We start from the raw sequence: 23392 nt of genomic DNA on the forward strand, positions 1-23392 counted from the left end.
CCTCACCGATACGAGAACAGGAAGAAGTCTCTAGCTAATGACGGAAACCTGATCGATCGTGAGCTCGACGGGCGTCTCGCGACCAAAGATGGTGAGCAGGACCTTCACCTTGCCAGACTCGGCATTGACCTCCGACACCTGACCGTCAAAGTCTGCCAGAGGACCCGAGAGCACCTTGACGGACTGCCCGGGCTCAATGTTGGTGGTGGTGCGCTTGGGCATCACATTGGTGGTGGTGCGCTCTCCAGAGCGACGCATGATCTTGTCAAACTCGTCGCGGCGAAGCGGAGTAGGCTTGCCGTCGAGACCGACAAAGCCGGTAACGCCGGGCGTATTGCGAACGACGGCCCAGCTATTATCGTCTACCTCCATGCGCACGAGGACATAGCTCGGGAAGACCTTGGACTCCTTGGTCTCGCGCTTGCCGCCATCTTTGACCTCGGTGACCTCCTCGGTCGGAATCTTGATGTCGACAATCTTGTCCTGCATGCCATACGTCTCGATACGATGCTCAAGGTCAGTCTTGACCTTGTTCTCATATCCAGAATAGGTGTGAATGACATACCAACGCTTAGCCATCGTTACGCCCCCAGACTCGTGTAACCGGCGAGAAGGGCGACGATGCCGGTATCAACCAGCCAAAGAACGACGCCTACAACTACGAGCGACACGATAACGGCGACAGAGTAGTTGCGAAGCTCCTGCTTGGAGGGCCAGACCACACGATGCATCTCGACCTTCACGTCGGCAACGTAGTTCTTGAAGCGGGTAATAAGACCCGGCTTCTTCTTGCTGCTGTCCTTTTTGGCCTTGGTGTCCTTCGAGGACTTAGCAGGGGTCTTGGCAGCTTCCTTGTCAGACTTGGTGCCCTTCTCATTAGAGTTAGAGGAAGGCTGAGAGGCCTCGCGAGCGGCGTCACGACGCGCACGCTCTTCCTGGCGCGCCTTACGGACGCTTCTCTTGTTACGGTCCTTGTTCGGCATTCGCTAACTCCTAAATTGGCACCTACATGGAAACCGGCTAACCCCGAAGGGAAAGCCGGTGGGAAAATCTGGCAGGCCAGGAAGGACTCGAACCCTCAACAAACGGTTTTGGAGACCGCCGCTCTACCATTGGAGCTACTGGCCTGTATTGACCCACCTATTTTAGCGGGTCTCGCGGTGAAGAGTGTGCTTGTGGCACCAAGGACAATATTTCTTCAACTCCATACGATCGGGGTTGTTGGACTTGTTCTTAGTGGTCGTGTAATTGCGACGCTTGCACTCAGTGCATGCAAGGGTAACCAGTGTACGCATGAATCCTCCTGAAACACCATTGGACTTCGAGGCCATCCTCGAAGATGGCGCGGTGTTAGACACTATCACCGTCGCCGGCACCCTGTCAACAATAACCCACTTGACCACGCGACATACACAATTTTTCGTCGCGAATACCAATGACAGCCGGAAGTCCGCTTGCATAAAATAACCCGGCGCTCAGGCGAGCGCCGGGTCTGAAAGCTACTTAGTACAAAGTACTAGTCGATGATGCTGGCAACACGGCCATCGCCGACGGTGTGGCCGCCCTCGCGGATTGCGAAGCGCAGGCCCTCCTCCATGGCGATCGGGTGGATGAGCGTGCAGTGGATGGTGACGTGGTCGCCAGGCATAGCCATCTCAACCTTGGTGCCGTTGGAGTCGGTGAGCTCGGTGATGTCGCCGGTGACATCGGTGGTGCGGAAGTAGAACTGCGGACGATAGCCCGAGAAGAACGGGGTGTGACGGCCGCCCTCCTCCTTGGTCAGAACGTAAATCTCGCCCGTGAACTCCTTGTGCGGGGTAACGGTGCCAGGCTTGCAGAGGACCTGACCACGCTCGACGTCCTCGCGCTTGATGCCACGAAGCAGGATGCCCACGTTGTCGCCAGCCTCGCAGAAGTCCAGCGTCTTGCGGAACATCTCGATGCCGGTTGCGGTGGACGTCTGGGTGTCCTTAAGACCGACGATCTCGACAGGCTCGTTGAGCTTGAGCTCGCCGCGCTCGACACGACCGGTAACGACCGTGCCACGGCCAGAGATGGTCATAACATCCTCGATGGCCATCAGGAACGGCTTCTCGTTGTCGCGCTGAGGCGTGGGGATGTAGGAGTCAACGGTGTGCATGAGCTCGACGACGGAGTCAACCCACTTCTGCTCGCCATTGAGGGCGCCGAGTGCAGAGCCGCGGATGATAGGAATCTCGTCTCCGGGGAAGCCGTACTCAGACAGAAGGTCACGGGTCTCCATCTCGACCAGGTCGATGAGCTCCTCGTCGTCGACCATGTCGCACTTGTTCAGGAAGACGATGATGTACTTAACGCCGACCTGACGGGCGAGCAGGATGTGCTCACGAGTCTGAGCCATAGGACCATCGGTAGCAGCGATGACCAGGATAGCGCCGTCCATCTGAGCAGCGCCGGAAATCATGTTCTTGACGTAGTCGGCGTGGCCAGGGCAGTCGACGTGAGCGTAGTGGCGCTCCCAGGTCTCGTACTCGACGTGAGCAACAGAAATGGTGATGCCGCGCTGACGCTCCTCGGGTGCCTTGTCGATGTTCTCGAAGGCAGTGTAGTTGGCCTTGCAGCCCTCCTGCTCGGAGAGGACCTTCGTGATGGCAGCGGTCAGGGTGGTCTTACCGTGGTCAACGTGACCAATCGTACCAATGTTTACATGCGGCTTAGAACGATCGAACTTCTCCTTGGCCATAGCCATCCTCCTTCTGGAAACAACCCTCTGGGCCATTCCACAGTTACTGGGCAAAAACGCAACGTGCTATATGTTCAGCAGCCGTTAGCTGCAAGAACTCTGGTACCGGTGACTGGATTCGAACCAGTGACATCGCGGGTATGAGCCGCGTGCTCTAACCAGCTGAGCTACACCGGCATTGGAGCCGAGCTTGAAAATGGAGCCCGCGACCGGATTCGAACCGGTGACCTCTTCGTTACCAACGAAGTGCTCTACCGACTGAGCTACACGGGCATGGTGGGGATGCTTGGACTCGAACCAAGGAACCTAGAAGGAGCGGATTTACAGTCCGCCGCAGTTGCCGCTGTGCCACATCCCCATTCTGTTTTCAAGCGCCGCAAGGACAGTAACCCCTGCAAGCGGAGGAAATAGTACGTCCACAAAAAGTTCCTGTCAACGCTTACCCCGCTCCCGGGCGTCTCTATCTCAAATTTTCTGCATATCTGCAGGTAGATTGTGGAGACACCCCTCAAATGCTGGGCAGACGGTAGCCTTCTGACCGCAGATGGAGCCGGAGATATTTTTCATTGTCACAAAAATTGCAATGGCTGATAAAGAATTTTGGCGCCAGAAGTCATCTTCCGGCGCCAAGTTGTCTCTTTCGTTACCAGATGTTCCTACGCAAGAGCAAGGAAGGCCTGATAGCCACGATAGGCTTCATAGACGTCAGCCTTGCTGACGACCTCCCAGGGAGAGTGCATGCTGAGCACGGGCACGCCGCAGTCTATCACCTGCATCCCATAGTTTGCCAGGATGTAGGCAATGGTTCCACCTCCGCCAGCGTCTACCCGGCCAAGCTCGCAGGTCTGGAAGGCGACGCCTGCGTCGTCCATGCAGCGACGGATGAGCGCCACGTATTCTGCGTCGGCATCGTTCGATCCGGCCTTGCCATTCGAGCCCGTGAACTTGTTGAACGCAAGGCCATGGCCCAGATAGGCCGCGTTCTTGGGGTCAAAGGCGTCGGCATAAGAGGGGTCATACGCCGCGGAGACGTCGCTTGAGAGCATGCGAGAGCGGCGGAGGCAGCGACGCAGGGCAAGGTCGCCCTTCTCGCCAGCAAGCTCCAGAATCTCGGCCATCGTGTCTTCGAAAAAGCGGCTGTGCATACCCGTTGCGCCTACGGAGCCAATCTCTTCCTTGTCGACAAGCAGCGTGACGGCGGTGCGCTGGGGAGTCTGGCAGTCAAGCTGCGCGCGAAGGCTCGGGTAGGCGCACGAGCGGTCGTCGTGGCCATACCCCAAGATCATCGAGCGGTCGAGGCCAAGGTCGCGGGCGCGGCCCGCAGGAACGATCTCGAGCTCTGCCGAGAGGAAGTCTTCCTCCTCGATGCCCAGGCGCTCAGACAAGATCTTGAGCACGCCAGCGCGCACGGGGTCGTCCCCATCCTTCTTCTCGCCCTTCATGACCAGCGGGCGGTTGCCCACAATCACGTCGAGAAGCTCGCCCTCAATCACGTCGGAGCCCTTCTTGTCAAGCTGCTTGCGCGCGAGATGGATGAGCAGGTCGCTTACGACGAAGACCGGGTCGTCCTCCGCCTCGCCGATGCGCACGGGCACGACGCTGCCGTCCTTCTTCGCGACGACGCCGTGCATGGCAAGCGGCATGGTGACCCACTGGTACTTCTTGATTCCGCCGTAGTAGTGGGTGTCGAGCGTCGCAAGCTCGTTTTTAACCTCGAGCGGGTTCTGCTTCACGTCGAGGCGCGGAGAGTCTATATGGGCTCCCAGAATGTTGACGCCATCCGTGAGCGGAGAGGTGCCGATGCACGCAAGCAGCAGTGCCTTGCCGCGATTGGAGACGTAGACCTTGTCTCCGGGCTTGAGCTGCGAGCCAGCGGAAATGAGCTCGTTTAGGTCTTGGTAGCCAGCCTTCTTGGCAAGCTCGATCGACGAGGCGCAGAACTCTCGTTCCGTCTTGTTGTCAGAGATGAACTGCCGATAGTCGCCAGTCAGGCTATCCAGCTGTGCAAGCTGGACGTCGTTGTAGCGCTCCCACGCGCAGGGTCTTTCCATGGCTCCCCTTCCCTTTCGGATTTTTCCGTTACGGATTGTCAGATGGGACCTTCCGCATGGCATCGTACCCACAAACGCCCTAGGCCAACGAGAGTCGCGCGAACGGAGCTTGGGGCATAAAAAAGCAGGTCAGCCATTTCATAGTGGTTGACCTGCTGCTTTGCCGTGGAGCCGGTAGAGGGAGTCGAACCCACAACCCACGGTTTACAAAACCGTTGCTCTGCCATTGAGCCATACCGGCATCGGTGAAGCCATGATAGCGTTTTCAGACAAATCTAGCACGCCTCGTCGGCTCTAATTGACGATTCGCTTCGAACAAAATGCCAAGAGCCTACTCCGACACAAGCTTCAGACCGACCACGCACGCCACGAGCCCCGCAATCAGAAGGACCCTTGCAGGTGTTGCAGGCTCGGCGCCAGTGATCATGCCATAGATAACCGTAAGCGCCGCGCCGATGCCAACCCACACCGAATAAGCGGTACCCGTAGGAATGGACCTGACAGCAAACGAGAGGCCCAGCATGCTCGCGATAAGAGCGGCAAGAAACACGATGGTGGGCACGGGCTTGGAGAACCCCTCGGAAAGACCGAGCGCAATCGCCCAGACAGCCTCCATGCAGCCCGATGCGGCAAGCACAATCCAGCTCATAGCAATTCCCTTCGACGATGGGTTTGTACAGTGCGCCGTCTTTTCTTTTCCTGGTACGGCAGCCATCGTCAGGGGCTCTAGAACCAAGCGCGATTCTAGCAGAACTAGGCAATGAGAGAGATTCTCCAATAAAGGGGCATGCCCGCCTTTCGCAAGTGCCCACACGACCGCAGGCTAAGGCTTTCTCCCAAGCAAGCGGTCGATCTTTTCGCGCGTCTCGGGATCTAGGCGGTCGCCAAGCGCCATATGCGAGCCGCCTCCCCTCTCTTCGCGCGCCACTTCCACGCTCTGGTTGACCAGGTCGATATCGGCCGCAAGTAGCCTGCTCGAGACCGTGGTCACGGGAATCCCGCCCACGGTGTAGCGAATCGTGTTGTCAGAGGTCACGAGAAGGACTTCGCGCTCGGCGTGGCGTGCCTCGGTAACCAGGCGCTCGATCACCGTGTCTGCCGACTCTCCGGTGCGCGAGAAGACCACGCGCACGCCCGCGGTGCTCCAATCGGGACGCTCGTCAGAGAGGTTGCCGGCAGCGTCAAAGACAACGATGGGGTCATAGCTGTGCTGCGCATAGGCGGCCACGTCCGCGATAAGCGCCTCTCGAGCACGGCCAAAGGGATCGTGGCCGTAGGGGTCTCGAGACAGGTGGGCCACATCGGACAGCGCGCCCGAGCCGGCATGCTCGTCGATAAGCTCCTTGTAGCGAGTGGTGCCGTGAATGACGTTGTATCCATCGACGACCAGGAGCGGCAAATGGGCGCGCTTAGCCATCGAGCTCTGCCCCCTCGCCCTTCTGGCTCACGCGGCGAAGCCACTCGTAGCACATGACCGTTGCGGCCTGAGCCACGTTCAGCGACTCGACGCGCCCGCGCTGCGGAAGGCGAGCGCCAAAGTCGCAGTGGTCAAGCACCAAGCGAGAGATTCCTTCTCCCTCGGAGCCCATCACCAAGGCGAGGCGACCGCCCAAAGGCGCGCTCCACACGTCTTGCTCGGCATGCTCGGTCGCGGCGCACGCCCAGAATCCCGCCTCTTTGAGCTGGTCAATGGCACGAGGAAGATTGGGGACCTGCGCTATGGGGATGTGCAGCACCGCGCCTGCAGAGGTCTTGTAGGCCCCCACGCCAACGGTTGCGGCGCGCGTGTTGGCAATCACAACACCCGCTGCGCCAACGACCTCGGCAGAGCGCACGATGGCACCGAAGTTTCCCTCGTCGGTCACGTGGTCGAGAACGACGACGAGCGCATCGCCCTCCCCCGCCGCGGCAATCACGTCTTCCACGCTCGCATACTCGAAGGGGCGCGTGCGCACGACGATGCCCTGGTGCGCGCCATGGCTTGACAGCTGGTCAAGACGCGAGCGGGGCACGGTCTCCACCGGCACGCCTTCGCCGTCCAGGCGGCGGACGAGCGAAGAGAGCGCGCTGTCGGAATCCGCCAGCGAGTCCTGGACGAAGGCGCTCTTCAGCGGTATGCCCGCATCGAGTGCTTCCGCGACCGCGCGGCGGCCCTCGATGAGGTCGGAGACCGGACGTCTCTGCTTTGCCGTCAGGGCAGAGCGCTTCGCTCCGCGGGATTCGCTGCGCTGCGAGCGGGACCCGCCGTCGCGCATGTCACGGGAGCTCTTCTGCTTGTGTCCTTGAAATTGGGGGCGACGGCCACTGTTGCCGTTACGACCGCCGTTGCCGGAGCGGCCGCGTCCGGAAGCCGCCTTCCCCTGCCGTTGTCCGCGTGCCACGATACCTCCTACGGCCTGCGCAGGCGGCAGCCCGCAGCCGTGTCCTCGAGCACCAGGCCAAGGCCGGTGATGGCATCTCGGATGCCGTCGGCGAGCGCCCAGTTCTTCTGCGACCGCGCATCCTGGCGAGCCTTGATCAGGACGTCGGCGGCCTCGTCCGCAGAATCGCCCGTGTATCCGGCATACCGCGCGGCAAGGTCCACAAGCTCGTGAGGAAGACCCTGCTCCTCCTGCGCTTCGGGAGTGATTCCCAACACGCCGCAAAGCTCAACGATCAGGTCGGCAGCGCGCGTTGCTGCGGTGGCGTCAGTTGAGCCCTCGCCGCTTGCAAGGAAGGTGTTGGCAGCCGTGACCAGCGAGAAGATCGCCGCCAAGCCTCCAGCGGTGTTGAAGTCGTCATCCATCTGACGGCAGAACTCGACCTTGGCTTCTTCGCAGGCCGCGCCCAGCGTAGAGCCCGCGTCAGTGGTGGCTGCATTGCCCTTCTCGGCAGCCCAGCGCAGGTTCTTCACGCAGGTGCGCATGCGCTCCAGCGTGCCGACGGTGCCGTCCAGGCGGTCGAACGAGAAGTCGAGCGGCGCACGGTAGTGGGTCTGGAGCATCAGCAGGCGCACGGCGTCTGCGGGGTACTTGTCCAGGACCTCTTTGAGCGTGTAGAAGTTGCCCAGGCTCTTGGACATCTTCTCGCCATCAACGCGCAGCATCCCCGTGTGCATCCATAGGTTGGCAAGCGGCTTGTGCCAGGCGCAGCTCGCCTGGGCGGTCTCGTTCTCATGGTGCGGGAACACCAGGTCAGCGCCACCGCCGTGGATGTCGATTGGCGTGCCAAGGTAGCGGTGGATCATGGCACAGCACTCGGTGTGCCATCCGGGGCGGCCTTCGCCCCAGGGGCTTGGCCAGCTGGGCTCGCCGGGCTTGGCGGCCTTCCAGAGCGCGAAGTCGAACGGGTCGCGCTTCTCGTCGTTGACCTCAACGCGCTCGCCGGCGCGCAGCTGGTCGAGGTTGCGGCCGGAAAGGATGCCGTACTCGGGGTCGGAGCGCACCGAGAAGTACACGTCCCCGTTGTCCGCAGCGTATGCGTAGCCCTGGTCGATCAGGGTCTGGATCATCTCCTGCATGGCGGCGATCTCTTGCGTGGCGCGCGGGCGGATGTCGGGGTCGAGGATGCCAAAGCGGTGCATCTGCTCGATGAAGGCGTTGGAGTACTCCTCGGCCACCTCGGCGGCCGTGCGCCCCTCCTCGTTTGCGCGGTTGATGATCTTGTCGTCCACGTCGGTCAGGTTCTGCGCGAAGGTGACCTCGTAGCCCTTGTACATGAGGTAGCGACGAATCACGTCAAACGAGAGGAACGTGCGAGCGTTGCCGATGTGAATCTGGTCGTAGACGGTAGGACCGCAGACATACATGCGAATCTTGCCGGGCTCTATTGACTTAAGCTCCTGCTTGCGGTGCGTCTGGGTGTTGTATACCTGCATGGCGTCACTCCCTTGGTGCTGCGTGCATAAGTACAGGCATTGTAGCAGCACCATGCGCATCCCTTGCGCCGGCGAGCCGAGCTCACCGCGCAAAAAGGGCACCCCCTCCTCGCACCTGCGTAAACGGGGCGAAGAGGGGGCAAGGAAGGAAGGGCGGGAGTTGATCGCAGGCCCGCTAAGCAGAGACCGTCGAGGTCGCCAGGCCAGAGGTCAGGTTCTGCGATGCGGTTGCGGTCTCCGTTGCGGTAGTGTCCGCTGTGCTCGAGAGGCGCGCCGTCAGAACCTGTACGCCATCTGAAATCTCAAAGGTCGCGCTCGCCGAACCCGTGTAGCTGCCCGTTCCGGTAACCGTAACGGTAGCGACGCCAGGCTCGTCGTTGTTCTCGAAGCTCACGGTATAGTCGGTGCCCTCTTCGAGCGTCGTGGAGCCAAGCGTCACCGTGACCTCGGGCGTTACCGTCTCGCCCGAATAGATCGCGTCATCAACCGTAATGGTTGCGCTCGACAGCGAGCTCGGGTCAGGATCAGCAACGTCGCTGGTCACGTACCAGTACGCCGTCGCATTGGCCACGCGCACGGTAACGCATTCGTCGAGCGATGAGGTCTCGCCAGTCAGCGAGTCGTGCGCGATGAAGGTGCCCGAGTCCTCGTCGTAGCCAAGCAGCGTCACCGCATGGGGATTGCTCGTCTCGGCGTAGAGCACGATGCCCGCGGGATTCTCGTCGAGAAGCGCCTTGAGCTCGGACGCCTTCTCCTCCTCGGTGGATCCCGTGAGGTAGCCATGGGCAACGGAGTACGTCGCGTTGCCAGTGCTCACCGTAAAGCTCCACGAAAGGCCTCCTGAGCTGGGGATTGACGACGTGGTGATCGAATCCCACGAGGAGTCTCCGTTGAGAAGGGCCGCACGGCGAAGCATGTTGGTTGCTGCATAGATGGTGCACATGCCAGTGCTGCCTGGCTCGTTCACGAAGACTGAATCCTCGAGCGTCTCGTCAAGCGTCGCCGCAGAGGCAGTTGAAATGCTCAGCGAAAGCATGAGCGCGATGCTGACCAATGCTGCGACGACTGAGAAAAACGCGGCACGCAAAGTACGAGGGGCTTTTTGCGCGCAGGTGGCGAGGGCGGCACAGCCGTCCCCTTCGAGCGTATGCATGTTGTTTTCCCTCCCGGCCGCGCGGGTAGTGCGACGCCGCCTTCTGCGGCGAGCGCGAATGAGCTGCAATGTGATGGCGCGTAGTGCGATGGTGCAGTGGTACAGGTGCGTGGTAGATCGTGCGCGGCCTATCCGGTTTTCAACTCGGGCAAAAGGTCCGCCTGAGTGCAAACACAGGGTAAACCCGGTTTCAGGTGCCCATAAAGCTCCCGCAAAGTCTCCGATTGCTCTGCACGCCAAGAACACCAGAAATTCGTAACTCCAAGAAGAATTATTCACTCTTTTAGTTACGTTTTCGCAGGTAAATAACAAAATGCCGCCAAAAATGGCGACATTTTTTGAGAGCTTTTTTCAAGTTTGGGAATTTGACCACAAACCACAAACTGCTGGCGAGAAAAGCGCAATATGTGGCGGAATCGTTCGGGCGTGGGCCGCTCGTTTACCGCTAGCGCGTCTTCAGCATAAGCGCCACGGACCAGGCCTCTATACCCTCCTTGCGGCCCACAAATCCTAGGTGCTCCGTAGTCGTAGCCTTCACGCCCACGGACTCCACCGGCACGCCCATGGCCTTTGCCATGTTCTGCCTCATCTGCTCGCGATACGGAGCCAGTCTGGGCTCCTGCGCAGCAATGGTGCAGTCGGCATCCACCAGCTGGTATCCCCGCTCGCGCGCGAGCATCATGACCTCAGAGAGAAGGACGAGCGAGTCCGCGCCCTCATAGGCAGGGTCGGTGTCGGGAAAGAGCTGCCCGATGTCCCCCGCGCGCATGGCTCCGAGAATCGCGTCCATGAGCGCATGGACGAGCACGTCAGCATCCGAGTGACCGTCGAGTCCGCGTTCGCTCGGCACGTTGACACCGCCCAAGATGAGCGGTCGTCCCTCGCAGAAAGCGTGCACGTCATACCCATGGCCAACCCTCAGAGCTGCGCTCACGTTATTCTCCCGTCTTGTCATGAGGACCGAAGGAGCCGTCTTCGGCACCGCAGGCGTCCACCAATCGCTGCTCCAAGATGGCGCTGGCGATGGCCAAGTCCTCCGGCACCGTCACCTTAAGGTTGTCGCGCGGAGATTCGACGCAGAGCACGCGACCGCCATGGCGCTCGACAAGCGAGGCGTCGTCGGTGCCCTGGTACCCCTCCCACGCTGCCGACTTATGCGCAGCGACAAGCGCGCGAGTACGGAAAGACTGCGGCGTCTGTGCCTCCCAGTAGAAGTCGCGGTCGGGCGTCGCAACAATAACGCCATTCTCTGCGAGCTTGAGCGTGTTCATGCAGCGCGAGGCGCAGATGGCTCCGGCCAGCGTCTTGTCAACGCGCAGGTGCGCAAGCACTTCCTCAATGACCTCAGTCTCGATGAGCGGCCGCGCCGCGTCATGCACCGAGACGAACTCATAGCCGCGCGGCATTGCGGAAAGACCGTTATAGACGGAGCGCTGGCGCGTATCGCCCGACGGCGCGAGCGTGATGGGCTTTCTCAGCGTAAGCCTGCCAAGCACGTCTTTTTCGACCTCGGCGGCTCGCTCGGGCGCACACACAACCACGATATGCGCAATTGAGGGAGCATGATCGAAAGCAAGGATCGGCCATGCCATCAACGGAAGGCCGCAGAGCTCCACGTACTGTTTGCCATGCGGGTCGCCAAAGCGAAGCCCAAGGCCACCGGCAACGATGATGGCGACGGTGTCGGGCGCGCCGCCGTTGCTGCCGACCTTCTGCGGGGCGACGGCCGGGCATGTCTGGCATGACTGACGCGCGCTCATTCCCCATTCCCCCACATACGATGCAGGCTATTGGCAAGGGCGCCAGGATTGGAGACGCCCATCTCGCCCAGCTTGGAGGAGTCGTCTTCGGCAGCCTCAAGAACCTCCTGAAGAGATCCGTACTCGTCGACGATCTTGTCTGCCATGCCCTCGCGGATGACAGAGACACGAGAAAGCGTGCGCAGGCCAAGAGGAGTCATGATGGTGTCCTCAGTCCACGACTCGTCATAGCCCAGTGTCTTTGCAACGGTCTTTGCGGAGCGCAGCTGCGAGTTCGCCATCTCATGGAACTTCTTTCGGATGGCGCGAGCGCTCTCCTCCGATGAGTCCTTTGCATAGTCACGGATGGTGAGCGTATATTCCTCGTCCATGCCTCCGATAAATTCCTCGCGCTGCATCTCGGTGATTCTTCCATCGGTGCCCAACTGGAAGATGCAGCGATCAAGCTCTTCTCCGGCGGTCATGAGCACCTCAAAGAGGTAGAACACGTTCACGACGTCGCCAAGCGTGACGAAGTTATCAAGCTCAAGGCTCGTCAGGTGCTGCAGGCTGCGGTCAAGCTGGGAGCGCGTGTTCTGCATGGCGGCGGTCAGCTGGTTCACCACGGACATGAGCTCCGACACCGGCTGCAGCTGGAAACCATGGCCATCGATGTAGACATTGACCACTGAGCGACGCTCGGAGACGGAGATGACCATGGCGCTGGTCAGAAGGCTCATGCGCGCGGCCGTTCGATGGCGCGTGCCCGTCTCGGTTGTTGGCAATGATGGGTCGGGGTTCAGGTGATAGTTTGCCCGCACGATGCGCGTGAGGTCCTTATCGATAATGACGGCGCCGTCCATCTTGCAAAGCTCGAACAGGCGGTTGGCCGTGAACGAGACGTCAAGTGCAAAGCCATCGGCGCCGGCGGCGAGCACATTTTCCGTGTCACCGACACAGATCAGGGCCCCGAGGTGACCGGCGATGATCATGTCGAGCGCCTTACGTAAGGCGGTACCTGGCGCGGTCATCTTGACGGCCGTCTCAATTCTGGCGTCGGTAGGCGTCTTGTCACTACGATTGGCAGAATCCATAAAGCGCTCCTTGTGAGAGCCGGCCCGCAGGAGCGGGCCGGCAAATGACACTACGTTGAGTATAGCGGGCAAAGGCGCTTAGCGTGACTTACTCTCCGGACGCGGCCAAGCCATCAACTCTTGGCGAGGGGGCGGCGTCGGGGGTCCAATGGTCGCTCGCCTGCGGCTGCTCCAGATGCTCATGCTTGCGGGGAGCGGGAATCTCGCCCGTGCCCTTGGAGAAGGACAAGCTCTCCCCATCTTCGGATACGTCCACCTTGATGATGTCGCCCGAGACCCACTTGCCCTCGAGCATCTCCTCGGAGAGCGGGTCCTCGATGAGCGTTTGGATGGCGCGACGGAGCGGTCGAGCGCCGTAGATGGGATCGGTTCCCTTCTTGGCGACAAAGTCGCGCGCGGCGTCGGAGAGCTCGATGGACATGTTATTGGCAATGAGGCGATCGCGCAGGTCGGCAACCATGAGCTCAACGATGCCGCGGAGCTGCTCGGAGGTCAGCGACTTGAAGACCACGATCTCGTCCACGCGGTTCAAGAACTCAGGACGGAAGAGCTTCTTGAGCTCAGACATCACGCGGCTCTTGATCTCCTTGTCAGAGAGACCGTTGGCACCCGACGCGGAGAAGCCCATCGTGTTGGTCTGGGCGATGTCGCGAGCGCCGATGTTGGAAGTCATGATGATGACCGTGTTGGAGAAGTCGACGTGACGACCCTGGCCATCCGTGAGCCTGCCCTCGTCCAGAATCTGGAGAAGGATGTTGAAGACGTCAGGATGGGCCTTCTCGATCTCGTCGAACAGGACCACCGAGTACGGGCGCCTGCGAACGGCCTTGGTGAGCTCGCCGCCCTCGTCGTAGCCCACGTATCCAGGAGGAGCACCGACCAGCTTGGAGACGGTGTGCTTCTCTATGAACTCAGACATGTCGAAGGTGATGAGCGCGTCCTCGCTGCCAAACAGGAACTCGGCAAGCGCCTTGGCGAGCTCGGTCTTGCCTACGCCAGAGGGGCCCAGGAAGATGAACGAGCCGCCGGGGCGACGCGGGTCCTTGAGCGGAGAGCGGCTGCGACGGATGGCGCGAGCAACCTTGGAGACAGCCTCGTCCTGACCGATGACGCGCTGGTGGAGCACTTCCTCGCAACGCAGCAGCTTTGAGGACTCGGCCTCGGTGAGGTTGGAGACGGGCACGCCCGTGATCGAGGAGACCACGTCGGCGATGTCGTCGACGTCGACGGTCACCACGTTCTGGTTGAGCTTGTCGTGCCACTCCTGCTCAAGCTGGTCGCGCTTGGCGATAAGCTCCTTCTCCTGGTCGCGCAGGTGAGCAGCGAGCTCAAACTCCTGAGCCTGTGCCGCTTCCGACTTCTGCTTGCGCACGCTCTCGAGGTCCGCGTCAGTCTGCGCGATCTCAGGGGGAAGCGTGGTCTTGTGCACGCGGGTGCGGGCACCGGCCTCGTCAATGACGTCGATGGCCTTGTCGGGCAGGAAGCGGTCTTGGATGTAACGGTCGGCCAGCGTGACGGCCGCCTTCAGGGCATCCTCGGTGTAGTGAACGTGATGGTGCTCCTCATAGCGGCTCTGCAGGCCATGCAGGATCTGCAGGGTGTCCTCGATGCTGGGCTCGCCGATGTTAACGGGCTGGAACCTGCGCTCGAAGGCGGAGTCCTTCTCGATATGCTTGCGGTACTCCTCCGCCGTGGTGGCGCCGATCACCTGGATCTCGCCACGAGAGAGAGGCGGCTTGAGAATAGAGGCGGCGTCGATGGAGCCCTCGGCAGAGCCTGCGCCGATGATGGTGTGGATCTCATCGATGAAGAGGATGTCGTTCTTGGATTCCTCCACCTCGGTGATGACCTTCTTCATGCGCTCCTCAAACTCGCCGCGGTACTTCGAGCCTGCGACGAGAGATGCCACGTCAAGCGTCCAAATCTGCTTTCCGCGGAGAATGTCAGGCACGTTGCCCGAGGCGATCAGCTGCGCCAGCCCCTCGACGATGGCCGTCTTGCCGACGCCTGGGTCGCCCAGGATGAGGGGGTTGTTCTTCTGACGGCGTGCCAGCACCTGCATCACGCGCTCGATCTCGCGGTCGCGGTTAAGCACCGGGTCAAGCTTGCCCTCTGAGGCGAGCTTGGTGAGGTTGCGGCCGTACTTCTCGAGCATCGAGCCCTCGGAGTCGCCCGAAGAGGAGGCCTGCTGTCCCATGAAGGGCATGCCCATGCCCTCGGGGCGCATGTCGCCTGCAGGCGCTGCGCCTTGGTTCTGCTGGCTGGAGTCCTTCTCCATAAGCTCCTGCACCGTATGGCGCACGGCATCGCCGGAGACGCCCATGGTGCGCAGCGCATCCATGGCGCGCCCGTTGCCTTCGGCAACGATGCCCAGAAGCAGGTGCTCGGTCGAGATGTAGGACTGCCCGTGGGTCATGGCCTCGCGATAGGCATCCTCAAGCACGCGCTTTGCACGCGGCGTGAAGGGGATATGGCCGCCTGGCGTAGGCTCGGACTCGCTCTGCGAGAGCGACTTGACCGTTGCAAGCGTCTCGTCGTAGGTGACGTCGAGCTCTGCCAAGGCCTTGGCGGCAATGCCGTCTCCCTCCTTGATGAGGGCGAGAAGCAGGTGCTCCGTGCCGACATACATTTGGCCCAGTCCACGCGCCTCTTCTTGGGCAAGACTCATCACCTTTCGTGCTTGCTCAGTGAACTTCTCAAACATGCTGTCTCCTCAGTGCCAGCGCGCCCCGCCAAGAAAATGGTCAGGCGCGCTGGGCGTCGTGTGTTTGACTGTCTGTTACCCAGGATGACGCCGCCACAAACACGAGGAAACAGGATGGACAAAAGCGGGACAGCCGCTCGAGCGACCGCCCCGCCTTCTCCCGCCTCAGTTGGCGCTTGGGACCATATCATCTTTCTGAACAGCGTTCTTGCAGCTCAAGACCCCTACTCGGGATGCGACGCCAGCCACTCGTCACGGTCTGGCGCGATGGCCTTCATGGCCTCGATCACGCTTGCAAAAAGCTCGTCGAGCTCCATGTCGTTGAGCTCGGCGCCATGGCGAATCACGTCGCGGCTGCAGCCTGCAGCAAAGCGCTTGTCCTTGAACTTCTTCTTGAGCGACTTCACCTCGAAGTCCATGACCGACTTGCTCGGGCGCATGAGAATTGCCGCCTGGATAAGACCGGAAAGCTCGTCGCACGCATAGAGCACGCACTCCATCTTGCTCTCCGGCGCGGGAAGGTCGGGGTTGTTGTCGGAGTTGTGCGTCTGGATGGCATGGACGAGCTCCTCGGAGCCGCCCGCCTCGCGAATGAGCTCGCCGGCCTTCACGGTGTGCTGCACCGGGTCTTGGAACTTTTCCCAGTCAAGGTCGTGGAGAAGGCCGACCTGACCCCAGAAGTCGACGTTTTCAGGGTCGTACTTCTCGGCATAGTAGCGCATGAGCCCCTCGAGGGTCTCGCCATGCTGGATGTGGAATGGGTCCTCGTTGTACTTCTTGAGCAGGTCGAAGGCCTGGTCGCGGGTAAGGCCGCTCTCAAGGCGCTTGGTCTCGGGGGACGCCTCGGCAGAGGCCCCCGCCTCGGCGTCGGCGACGATGGCGTCAACGGAGGCCGCGGCGTTGTCTGTGCTGTCGGGAAGCTGCGAGGCGATGTCCGCCTTGGTGATGTGCTCGGGCTTCATCTGCGGGAAGAGCAGGACGTCGCGGATGGAGGCCTGGTCGCAGAAGAGCATGATCATGCGGTCGATGCCATAGCCGATGCCGCCCGCGGGAGGCATGCCATACTCAAGGGCGCGCACGTAGTCGTAGTCGTAGCCCATTGCCTCGTCGTCGAAGTCCTTGGCGGCAACCTGCTCGGCGAAGCGACCGGCCTGGTCGACGGGGTCGTTGAGCTCGGAGAAGGCGTTGGCGTACTCGTTGCCGCAGATGACCAGCTCAAAGCGGTCGGTCAGGCGCGGGTCCTCGTCCTTGCGCTTGGAGAGCGGGCTGACCTCCTCTGGATAGTCGCAGACAAAGGTGGGGTCCACGATGGTCTTCTCGCCCAGCTCGTCATAGAGCTCAAACAGGAGCTTCCCGGCCCCCCAGCCTTCCTGCCACTCGATGCCGTTTGCCTGGCAGAGCTCGCGAAGGTGCTCGACGGGCGTGTCCATGTCGATGTGCTCTCCCACGACCTCGGACGCAACGTCCGAGAGGGACACCGAGCGCCAGGTTCCAGACATGTCGACGGTCTGGCCCTGGTAGGTGATGACCTCATGGCCGGGCTCGCAGCCGCAGCACTCGCGAGCGATGGTCTGGAAGAGGCTCTGCGTGAGCTCCTTCATGCCCTGCAGGTTTGAGTAGGCGCAGTAGGCCTCCATCGAGGTGAACTCGGGGTTGTGCGTGAGGTCCATGCCCTCGTTTCTGAACTGGCGACCAATCTCAAAGACGCGCTCCATCCCGCCCACGATCAGGCGCTTTAGGGGCAGCTCGGTGGCGATGCGCAGGTAGAAGTCGCAGTCCAGCGCATTGAAGTGCGTGACGAACGGCTTTGCGTTTGCGCCGCCCAGAATCTGGTGCATCATCGGGGTCTCAACCTCGAGGTAGCCCTGGGACTCCATGTAGCGGCGGATGGTCGAGATGATCTGGCTGCGCTTGCGGAACGTCTCGCGCACGTCGGGATTCATGATCAGGTCAAGATAGCGCTGGCGATAGCGAATCTCGCGGTCGGTCAGGCCGTGGAACTTCTCGGGCAGCGGGCGAAGAGACTTAGAAAGCATCGTGAGCGTAGTGGGAGAGACGGACAGCTGGCCGCGACGCGTGCGAATGACGGCACCGGTGGCGTCCACGATGTCGCCCAAGTCAAGCTGCGAAACGAGATTCCAGCTGGCATCGTCCAGAACGCCCTTCCGGCAGAAGAGCTGAATCTGACCAGAGACGTCCTCAACCACCACGAAAGCGACCTTGCCCTGGCGACGGAGCGCGCGGATGCGACCGGCAACGGAGACGACGTCATCGGTCGAGCCGCCGTCCTCCAAAGACGCGTACTTCTCCTCGAGCTCGGCAGCATGCGCCGTGACGGTCGAGTTAATCGGATAGGGGTTGACCCCCTCGTTGATAAGGGCCTGGCGGCGTGCGCGGCGCTGGGTCCTCTCGTCGGTGGGGCGTGCGTTCTGGTCTGACATTGATGCTCCTTGCTGATGCTTGCGGCAGCGCGTTTTGCGCGCATAGTTCGTCTCAATAAATACGCCCCGCACCTGCGACGATGGCAGACGCGGGGCGAAAGCTTACGTCTTCGCAGAGGACGTTAGCGGGTAATGCCCACGATGGTGTACTTCATGACCTTGCCGTTGGGAGTGGTGAACTCAACGGTGTCGCCCTTCTTGTGGCCAATCAGGGCTGAGCCCGCCGGGGATTCGGTGGAAATCTTGTGCTCAAGAGAGTTGGTCTCAGTAGTGCCCACGATGGTATAGGTGAACTTCTTGCCCTTCTCGTTCTCAAGATCAACCGTCGTGCCGATTGAGACCTGGATAGAAGACTGCGTTGAGGAGCCCTCGACAACGACCTTGGCGGTAGCGAGCATCTGGCGAATCTCGGAGATGCGGGACTCGTTCTGCGACTGGGCTTCCTTGGCGGCGTCATACTCGGCATTCTCGGAGAGGTCGCCGAAGCCACGCGCCTCCTTCAGCTGCTCAACAATCTCCTCACGACGCTTGCCCTCGCGCTCTGCCAGTTCGTCGACGAGTTTCTGGCGACCTTCGGGGGTAAGAATAATCTCAGCGCTGTTGTCCATAATCAGCTTTCTTTCGTGCGTTCCGGCGTAAGACGCCGCTTTAACTTAGTCCTCGGTAAGCTTGGCGCCGCACTTCTTGCAGAAGGCTGCGTCAGCAGGGTTCTTCGCGCCGCACTTGGGGCAGAACTGGTAGTCGCTCTCCTCGGACTCAGCGGGGGCGTCTGCGTCGTCTTCGTCAGGAACGACCTCTTCGGAATTATCGTCGTCAGCGGACTTCTCGTCGGACTTGTCGTCCTTCTTGTCGCTGTCGCCCTCTTCCATTCCCTCGCGAACGTTCTTGACCGTCTTGCCGAGGGCAGAGCCAAGCTTCGGAAGGTTCTTGGGCCCAAAGATGATGAGCACTACGATAACGATGATAAGCAGCTCGGGAACGCCAAGTCCAAGAAACAATTTGTCCTCCTAGTAATCATGTGAAGGGGCACCTTACCAAGACATCTGATGCCGCATCCGCTAGTATAGCCGAGGATGTTTCGAACTCACAATATTAACCGTGCGACTTTTGGGAAGACTGTTCAAAACAGTTAGATTTTTCAGGGATTCGTTGTATGCCGAGCTGGCTCATTGCCGTCATCATCATTTCTTGGGTGCTCTTTGACTTTGTCCTCGCGATGCCTGTCTTATTGCGGCGCCGCGGGGTTGAGATGACGCACACCAAGTTCGGGATTGCCCTGGTATTTGACTCTGCAGACGCCGATGAGACCCCGGTACGGCTTCTCAACGTAAACGGCACGTTCCAGAGTGTCTGCTATCTGCCCGACGACCTTCATTTTGAGCTTGCCTGCACCTATCACCGCGCGATGGCCGAGGTTACCTACGAGCTCCCCGAGGCAAGGCGCGCCATGGTGATTGGCGGAGGCGGCTATTCGCTTCCTAAATGGCTCGTCGCTCATCGTCCCAAGCTTCACGTAGATGTTGTGGAGGCGGACCCACGCATCACGGTCATTGCGCGCGAGAGCTTCTTTTTGGACGAGCTCATCGAGAAGTACGGCGAGGATCGCATCTCTCTTATTACCGATGACGGGTGGAAGGTGCTGCGCGAGGCGGAGGAGCCCTACGACATCATCGTGAACGACGCGTTCTCGGGCAACAAGCCGCTGGGCCAGCTTGAGACAGACGAGGGGGCGCGGCTGGTGCACGACAAACTTACTCCGGACGGCGTTTACCTCGCAAACGTGCGCTGCGCCTTGGAGGGCAGGAAGTCAAAGACGCTTCACGAGGTCGAGGATGCCTTTGGCGCGGTCTTCAAGCACGTCGCATACGTTCCCGAGCGGCCGGAAGTGCCCGAGAAGCCCGGCAACAATGCCCTCATCGTCTCCGACTCCGACATCTGGCTTCCCGACGAGGCCGTCGTCGTCAAGTAGCTAGGCGGCATGACCCGCACAACGCGCAGCGTACATCCCGGAATCCCCACACAGCTTCCCTCTTGCCAGGTTGCGCGACTTCTGCGGCATCAGAGGCCGCAGAAGTTGGCAACTCTCGTTAGCTCTCGTTGTGTGGGACCCGCGCAGAACCGACCTCGCCCATCGTGCGGGGGTGGGGGGCGTTCCCGCAGGTCGCGAAGCGCATCGTGCGGGGGCTCGCGGACCGCGCCGAATGACCGTCCCATTGTGTGGGACTGCCGCCCCCAATTCTTCTCCGTTGTGCGGGGCTGCGGCGGGAACGCGCAGGTAAGCGGACCCGTCATGTGGGTCGGTCGAGCTTGGGAGCCGCGCGACTCCCACACAACAGAGGGAGCCTGTCCGTCGTGTGGGGCTTCTCCGGGCGGCTCGGATAATCCGGTGGCGCACTGTGGGAGCGGCTTGCTGGGACTCCCGCGACAAGCCGCGCGGCAGGCTCCAAGAAGCAGGGAGGCAGCAGGCAGTGGGGCTGGACGAGAAGGGCGCTCCGCACTGAAGGCACCTTCGATTCTTTTGCAGCCCCACACGACGGGCCGCTGCCAGGCTACGCGACCTCCGCGGCATCAGAAGTCGCGCAACCTAGCAGCCGGAGCGCGGCAGGCGCCATGCGGCATCAGAGGTCGCGCAGCTTGGCTCCCAAGGGCTTCCGATAGGTCTTGACGCCAAGCGGCCACAGGATGGCGGTAAATGAAACATTTATCTATTTCAAGCCCAACGGAATGTGCTTAGCTCCTGTTCATAAACTGTATAACGCCAGTTAATCGAGGTATCTTTCTGTATCAACATTATTCTTTTAACTTAATACGTCTCTGTTTACGTGCAATTTGCAGGCATCAGTAACAGTTGCGTCGGCCCTTTTCTTGCGTCACCATGTGCATCGTGTTTACGTTTGGGCGCAAGCACCTCACAACATCGATGGAGGCATTGCCATGGCAGAGCCACTTGTTGACAAAAACGGACTGACGGAAGAAGAGTTTCTCGCCCAGTACAGTCCCAAGAACTACCCTCGCCCCTCGCTAACGGCTGACAATTGCGTATTCCGCCGCACCGACGCCGGCGGGCTGGAGCTTTTGCTGGTCAAGCGCGGCGGGCACCCGTACTTGGGGCGCTGGGCACTTCCCGGCGGCTTTGTGAACCCAAAGGAGACCGCCGAAGAGGCGTCGGCGCGCGAGCTTGTGGAAGAGACGGGCGTCGAGGGGCTCGCGCTTGAGCGCATTGGCCTCTATAGCGACCCCAATCGCGACCCTCGAGGCTGGACCGTCTCGATGGCCTTTGTCGCGCTCGACAACCACGGCGCCATCGCGCGCGCAGGCGACGACGCGGCGGCAACGGGCTGGTTCGCCGTCAACGCAACCAAGACCGCCGGTGGTGGCGCAGACCACGTAAAGCTGACCTGCACGAACGGCAACACGACGTTGACCAGCGAGTTTGACGTTGCGACCGGCGCCGTCACAGGCACTCCTCGCGCGACGAACGTCAAGGGCACGGGCTTTGCCTTTGACCACGCACAGATCGTGGCCGACGCATACCTGCTCGTCACCAAAGACTAGGAGAAACCCATGGCGGACAAGTCGAAGGCCGAGAAGGACACGGACGCGGGCGAGAAGAAGTACCACACCGGCAACGAGCGCATGGACTCCACGACGCAGACGCTGCTTGTTATCGTGGTCACCGCGATTGTCATCTTTTTGGTGTGGACCCTTCAGGGCATATTCCACATGGACACCCTGCATGGCGTCATCATAGGCACCATCATCGTGGTAGTCGCGGGCTTCTTGATGACCTGGATCTTGATCAGGTACCGCAAGCATCAGATAGCAATCGACGGCAAGTCGACGTGCGACCCCATCCTCAATCGCTTTGCGAAGAACCACAACGCCACAAAGCTCCTCGCGGAGTATGACGAGTGGCGCAAGGGCAACCACGACCCCCAGCTCGTGTACGTCTTTACGAAGGCGACCGTGGACGCGCTCCTCGACACGCACCACTACAAGCAGGCACGCCGACAGCTGAAGCTGATGGCCGAGATGCCCTCCTCTCCTCGGGCAAAGGCGGAGTTCGAGCAGTATCGGCAGAAATGCCAGCAGCGCATGTCAAGCGGCAAGTAAGCGCGCTGGCAGCAGCAGAGCTACCGTAGCGGCACCCGGCAGGCTTGGTTAACAGTTGTCGAAGGGCGAGTCGCGGCATGCGGCTCGCACTTTTGCATGAACTAGCATGGCAAGCATGAGAAGCTTAAAAGAACTTGCACGCGAGCACGCACGCCAAACTCCCGAAGAGAAGTACCGTCAGATGACCGAGGCGCCTGTCGCCCCGCTCATCAGGTCTCTTGCCGCGCCGTCCATCGTCGCGAACCTCGTCACGGCCATCTACAACATCTCTGACATGTTCTTCGTGGGCATGCTCGGCACCTCGGCGGCGGGCGCCATAGGCGTTGCCTTTGTGGCCATGACCGCCATCCAAGCCGTCGGCTTCTACTTTGGCCAAGGCGTGGGCAACGCGGTCTCTCGCCATCTTGGCGCCCGCGAGGTCGAGCAAGCAAAGAGGTTCGTGTCGGTTGGGCTCGCGATAACGATGCTTGCCGGCGTGGTCATTGCCGTTGTCGGCAACATCCTGATAGAGCCCATCTGCGTCATTGGCGGAGCAACTCCCACAATCTTGCCGTATGCGGAAACGTTCATCGGCATCATTTTTGTCGGCGCGCCCTTCATGGCGGCAAGCCTGCTCTTAAACCTCATCCTGCGCTTTGAGGGCGAGGCTTTCTTCTCGATGTTTGCCATGATTGCAGGCAACGTCTTGAACATCTGCCTGACTCCCCTTTTGATGTTTGCCTTCAACATGGGGATTGCCGGAAGCTCGATTTCCACCGTTGTGAGTCAGCTATTGAGCTTCTGCCTTTTGTTTGCGGAGATCCAGCGCTTGAGCCCTACCCCCGTGTCCCGCAAGAGCATCCGCCCTACGAAGTCAATCATGCGCGAAATCAACAATGGCGGCATTCCGTCGTTTGTGCGCCAAATCATGCTCGCCGTCTCGACGACGCTTCTCAACAACGCTGCCGGTCCCTATGGCGACGCCGCCGTTGCTGCCATGGCCGTGGTGCAGCGAGCCACGAGCTTTGCCAACTACATCCAAATTGGGTTTGGGCAGGGCTTCCAGCCTGTTTGTGGCTTCAACATCGGCGCGAAGAACTACCGCCGCGTTCGCGAGGGATTTTTCTACAGCATGAAGGTCTCGACGGCAATTGTGCTTGTGATAGGAATCTTTACCTCGGTGCTTGCGCCGCAAGTCATCTGGCTCTTTCGCGCTGACCCCGAAGTCGTGGCCGACGGCACGCTGACCTTGCGCCTGACGAGCTTCACGATTGCGTTCACGGGCGATGCGCTGATTGCAAACTTTGCCCTTCAGACATCGGGCCACATGTGGCTGGCAACAATTCTTGGCGCCTGCCGCCTGGGCCTTGTGCTGGGACCTGTTGTGGTCCTGCTCTCCTCGCGCTTGGGCTTCTTTGGCGTGCAGATTGCGCAGCCCGTCTCCGACGTGATCACCGGCATCATCGCCGTCCCAATGGTCGTCTGGCTTTTGCGCGACTACGCCCGCCTTGAGAAGGAACAGCAAGAGGCCTAAGGCGAG

21 protein-coding genes, 5 tRNA genes and 1 riboswitch are annotated in these 23392 nt (G+C 60.7%); of the genes, 4 read left to right on the forward strand and 22 right to left on the reverse strand.

Features of this window, described 5'->3' with window-relative positions; translation table 11 throughout:
- Positions 1-30: 30 nt before the first annotated feature.
- From nusG to tatA, 22 genes are all read right to left on the reverse strand, one after another.
- Positions 31-579, reverse strand: a complete 549-nt coding sequence (gene nusG, locus ACOYJL_RS06215) for a transcription termination/antitermination protein NusG (RefSeq protein WP_433569358.1) — start codon at positions 577-579, stop codon at positions 31-33.
- Between the two features lie 2 nt (positions 580-581).
- Entirely contained in the window at positions 582-983 is a 402-nt protein-coding gene (gene secE, locus ACOYJL_RS06220) for a preprotein translocase subunit SecE (RefSeq protein WP_433569359.1), read from the reverse strand.
- Between the two features lie 69 nt (positions 984-1052).
- Positions 1053-1128, reverse strand: a tRNA-Trp gene (locus tag ACOYJL_RS06225).
- A 17-nt stretch (positions 1129-1145) separates the two neighbouring features.
- A complete protein-coding gene (gene rpmG / locus ACOYJL_RS06230) occupies positions 1146-1460 on the reverse strand; it encodes a 50S ribosomal protein L33 (protein ID WP_433569360.1) in 315 nt (104 codons plus the stop codon).
- 56 nt (positions 1461-1516) lie between these two features.
- A complete protein-coding gene (tuf, locus tag ACOYJL_RS06235) occupies positions 1517-2722 on the reverse strand; it encodes an elongation factor Tu (RefSeq protein WP_433569361.1) in 1206 nt (401 codons plus the stop codon).
- A 100-nt stretch (positions 2723-2822) separates the two neighbouring features.
- Positions 2823-2899 (reverse strand) — tRNA-Met (locus tag ACOYJL_RS06240).
- Between the two features lie 20 nt (positions 2900-2919).
- Positions 2920-2995, reverse strand: a tRNA-Thr gene (locus tag ACOYJL_RS06245).
- Between the two features lies 1 nt (position 2996).
- Positions 2997-3080 (reverse strand) — tRNA-Tyr (locus tag ACOYJL_RS06250).
- Between the two features lie 298 nt (positions 3081-3378).
- A complete protein-coding gene (locus ACOYJL_RS06255; protein ID WP_433569362.1) occupies positions 3379-4773 on the reverse strand; it encodes an aminopeptidase in 1395 nt (464 codons plus the stop codon).
- Positions 4774-4939: 166 nt separating this feature from the next.
- Positions 4940-5014: transfer RNA gene (locus ACOYJL_RS06260), tRNA-Thr, on the reverse strand.
- Positions 5015-5104: 90 nt separating this feature from the next.
- Positions 5105-5422 (reverse strand): DMT family transporter, encoded by a 318-nt coding sequence (locus ACOYJL_RS06265; RefSeq protein ID WP_433569363.1) that lies wholly within the window; start codon positions 5420-5422, stop codon positions 5105-5107.
- A gap of 29 nt (positions 5423-5451) precedes the next feature.
- Positions 5452-5516, reverse strand: a riboswitch (guanidine-III (ykkC-III) riboswitch).
- Positions 5517-5596: 80 nt separating this feature from the next.
- Positions 5597-6190 carry an NYN domain-containing protein gene (locus ACOYJL_RS06270; protein ID WP_433569364.1) on the reverse strand — a complete coding sequence of 198 codons (594 nt, stop codon included), beginning with the start codon at positions 6188-6190 and terminating at the stop codon, positions 5597-5599.
- Positions 6183-7154, reverse strand: coding sequence for a 23S rRNA (guanosine(2251)-2'-O)-methyltransferase RlmB (gene rlmB, locus ACOYJL_RS06275; protein WP_433569366.1), 972 nt, complete (start codon positions 7152-7154; stop codon positions 6183-6185). The genes ACOYJL_RS06270 and rlmB overlap by 8 nt, the downstream gene beginning before the upstream one ends.
- Before the next feature lie 8 nt (positions 7155-7162).
- Complete coding sequence (gene cysS / locus ACOYJL_RS06280) at positions 7163-8629, reverse strand: cysteine--tRNA ligase (protein WP_433569368.1); 1467 nt, start codon at positions 8627-8629, stop codon at positions 7163-7165.
- 175 nt (positions 8630-8804) lie between these two features.
- Positions 8805-9782, reverse strand: coding sequence for a hypothetical protein (locus ACOYJL_RS06285; RefSeq protein WP_433569369.1), 978 nt, complete (start codon positions 9780-9782; stop codon positions 8805-8807).
- A 445-nt stretch (positions 9783-10227) separates the two neighbouring features.
- Positions 10228-10716 carry a 2-C-methyl-D-erythritol 2,4-cyclodiphosphate synthase gene (gene ispF / locus ACOYJL_RS06290; RefSeq protein WP_433569370.1) on the reverse strand — a complete coding sequence of 163 codons (489 nt, stop codon included), beginning with the start codon at positions 10714-10716 and terminating at the stop codon, positions 10228-10230.
- Position 10717: 1 nt separating this feature from the next.
- Positions 10718-11542, reverse strand: coding sequence for a 2-C-methyl-D-erythritol 4-phosphate cytidylyltransferase (gene ispD, locus ACOYJL_RS06295; RefSeq protein WP_433569371.1), 825 nt, complete (start codon positions 11540-11542; stop codon positions 10718-10720).
- A complete protein-coding gene (gene disA, locus ACOYJL_RS06300) occupies positions 11539-12615 on the reverse strand; it encodes a DNA integrity scanning diadenylate cyclase DisA (protein WP_433569372.1) in 1077 nt (358 codons plus the stop codon). The genes ispD and disA overlap by 4 nt, the downstream gene beginning before the upstream one ends.
- 88 nt (positions 12616-12703) lie before the next feature.
- Entirely contained in the window at positions 12704-15319 is a 2616-nt protein-coding gene (locus ACOYJL_RS06305; RefSeq protein ID WP_433569373.1) for an ATP-dependent Clp protease ATP-binding subunit, read from the reverse strand.
- A 224-nt stretch (positions 15320-15543) separates the two neighbouring features.
- Positions 15544-17760, reverse strand: coding sequence for a lysine--tRNA ligase (gene lysS / locus ACOYJL_RS06310; RefSeq protein WP_433569374.1), 2217 nt, complete (start codon positions 17758-17760; stop codon positions 15544-15546).
- 122 nt (positions 17761-17882) lie between these two features.
- Positions 17883-18368: a transcription elongation factor GreA gene (gene greA / locus ACOYJL_RS06315; protein ID WP_433569375.1), complete on the reverse strand. Its 486-nt coding sequence runs from the start codon at positions 18366-18368 to the stop codon at positions 17883-17885.
- 45 nt (positions 18369-18413) lie between these two features.
- Positions 18414-18758 carry a twin-arginine translocase TatA/TatE family subunit gene (gene tatA, locus ACOYJL_RS06320; RefSeq protein WP_433569376.1) on the reverse strand — a complete coding sequence of 115 codons (345 nt, stop codon included), beginning with the start codon at positions 18756-18758 and terminating at the stop codon, positions 18414-18416.
- Positions 18759-18913: 155 nt separating this feature from the next.
- Here tatA and ACOYJL_RS06325 point away from each other — a divergent pair, with 155 nt between their 5' ends.
- From ACOYJL_RS06325 to ACOYJL_RS06340, 4 genes are all read left to right on the forward strand, one after another.
- Positions 18914-19729 carry a spermidine synthase gene (locus ACOYJL_RS06325; protein ID WP_433569377.1) on the forward strand — a complete coding sequence of 272 codons (816 nt, stop codon included), beginning with the start codon at positions 18914-18916 and terminating at the stop codon, positions 19727-19729.
- A 965-nt stretch (positions 19730-20694) separates the two neighbouring features.
- Positions 20695-21315, forward strand: coding sequence for an NUDIX domain-containing protein (locus ACOYJL_RS06330; RefSeq protein WP_433569378.1), 621 nt, complete (start codon positions 20695-20697; stop codon positions 21313-21315).
- Between the two features lie 9 nt (positions 21316-21324).
- A complete protein-coding gene (locus ACOYJL_RS06335; RefSeq protein ID WP_433569379.1) occupies positions 21325-21873 on the forward strand; it encodes a hypothetical protein in 549 nt (182 codons plus the stop codon).
- Positions 21874-21979: 106 nt separating this feature from the next.
- Entirely contained in the window at positions 21980-23386 is a 1407-nt protein-coding gene (locus ACOYJL_RS06340) for an MATE family efflux transporter (protein WP_433569380.1), read from the forward strand.
- Positions 23387-23392 lie beyond the last annotated feature (6 nt).

Origin of the sequence: Tractidigestivibacter sp., from assembly GCF_050946515.1 — a bacterium.
In the GTDB taxonomy this organism is placed as follows: Bacteria; Actinomycetota; Coriobacteriia; order Coriobacteriales; family Atopobiaceae; genus Tractidigestivibacter.

Bases quoted from the DNA above. Each gene is read 5' to 3' on its own strand.
- lysS (WP_433569374.1), bottom strand. From the start codon at position 17,760: ATGTCAGACCAGAACGCACGCCCCACCGACGAGAGGACCCAGCGCCGC.
- cysS (WP_433569368.1), bottom strand. From the start codon at position 8,629: ATGCAGGTATACAACACCCAGACGCACCGCAAGCAGGAGCTTAAGTCA.
- ACOYJL_RS06255 (WP_433569362.1), bottom strand. From the start codon at position 4,773: ATGGAAAGACCCTGCGCGTGGGAGCGCTACAACGACGTCCAGCTTGCA.
- ispD (WP_433569371.1), bottom strand. From the start codon at position 11,542: ATGAGCGCGCGTCAGTCATGCCAGACATGCCCGGCCGTCGCCCCGCAG.
- secE (WP_433569359.1), bottom strand. From the start codon at position 983: ATGCCGAACAAGGACCGTAACAAGAGAAGCGTCCGTAAGGCGCGCCAG.
- ACOYJL_RS06325 (WP_433569377.1), top strand. From the start codon at position 18,914: ATGCCGAGCTGGCTCATTGCCGTCATCATCATTTCTTGGGTGCTCTTT.
- ACOYJL_RS06270 (WP_433569364.1), bottom strand. From the start codon at position 6,190: ATGGCTAAGCGCGCCCATTTGCCGCTCCTGGTCGTCGATGGATACAAC.
- tuf (WP_433569361.1), bottom strand. From the start codon at position 2,722: ATGGCCAAGGAGAAGTTCGATCGTTCTAAGCCGCATGTAAACATTGGT.
- ACOYJL_RS06330 (WP_433569378.1), top strand. From the start codon at position 20,695: ATGGCAGAGCCACTTGTTGACAAAAACGGACTGACGGAAGAAGAGTTT.
- rpmG (WP_433569360.1), bottom strand. From the start codon at position 1,460: ATGCAAGCGGACTTCCGGCTGTCATTGGTATTCGCGACGAAAAATTGT.
- ACOYJL_RS06340 (WP_433569380.1), top strand. From the start codon at position 21,980: ATGGCAAGCATGAGAAGCTTAAAAGAACTTGCACGCGAGCACGCACGC.
- ACOYJL_RS06265 (WP_433569363.1), bottom strand. From the start codon at position 5,422: ATGAGCTGGATTGTGCTTGCCGCATCGGGCTGCATGGAGGCTGTCTGG.
- nusG (WP_433569358.1), bottom strand. From the start codon at position 579: ATGGCTAAGCGTTGGTATGTCATTCACACCTATTCTGGATATGAGAAC.
- greA (WP_433569375.1), bottom strand. From the start codon at position 18,368: ATGGACAACAGCGCTGAGATTATTCTTACCCCCGAAGGTCGCCAGAAA.
- ACOYJL_RS06285 (WP_433569369.1), bottom strand. From the start codon at position 9,782: ATGCATACGCTCGAAGGGGACGGCTGTGCCGCCCTCGCCACCTGCGCG.
- ACOYJL_RS06305 (WP_433569373.1), bottom strand. From the start codon at position 15,319: ATGTTTGAGAAGTTCACTGAGCAAGCACGAAAGGTGATGAGTCTTGCC.
- disA (WP_433569372.1), bottom strand. From the start codon at position 12,615: ATGGATTCTGCCAATCGTAGTGACAAGACGCCTACCGACGCCAGAATT.
- ACOYJL_RS06335 (WP_433569379.1), top strand. From the start codon at position 21,325: ATGGCGGACAAGTCGAAGGCCGAGAAGGACACGGACGCGGGCGAGAAG.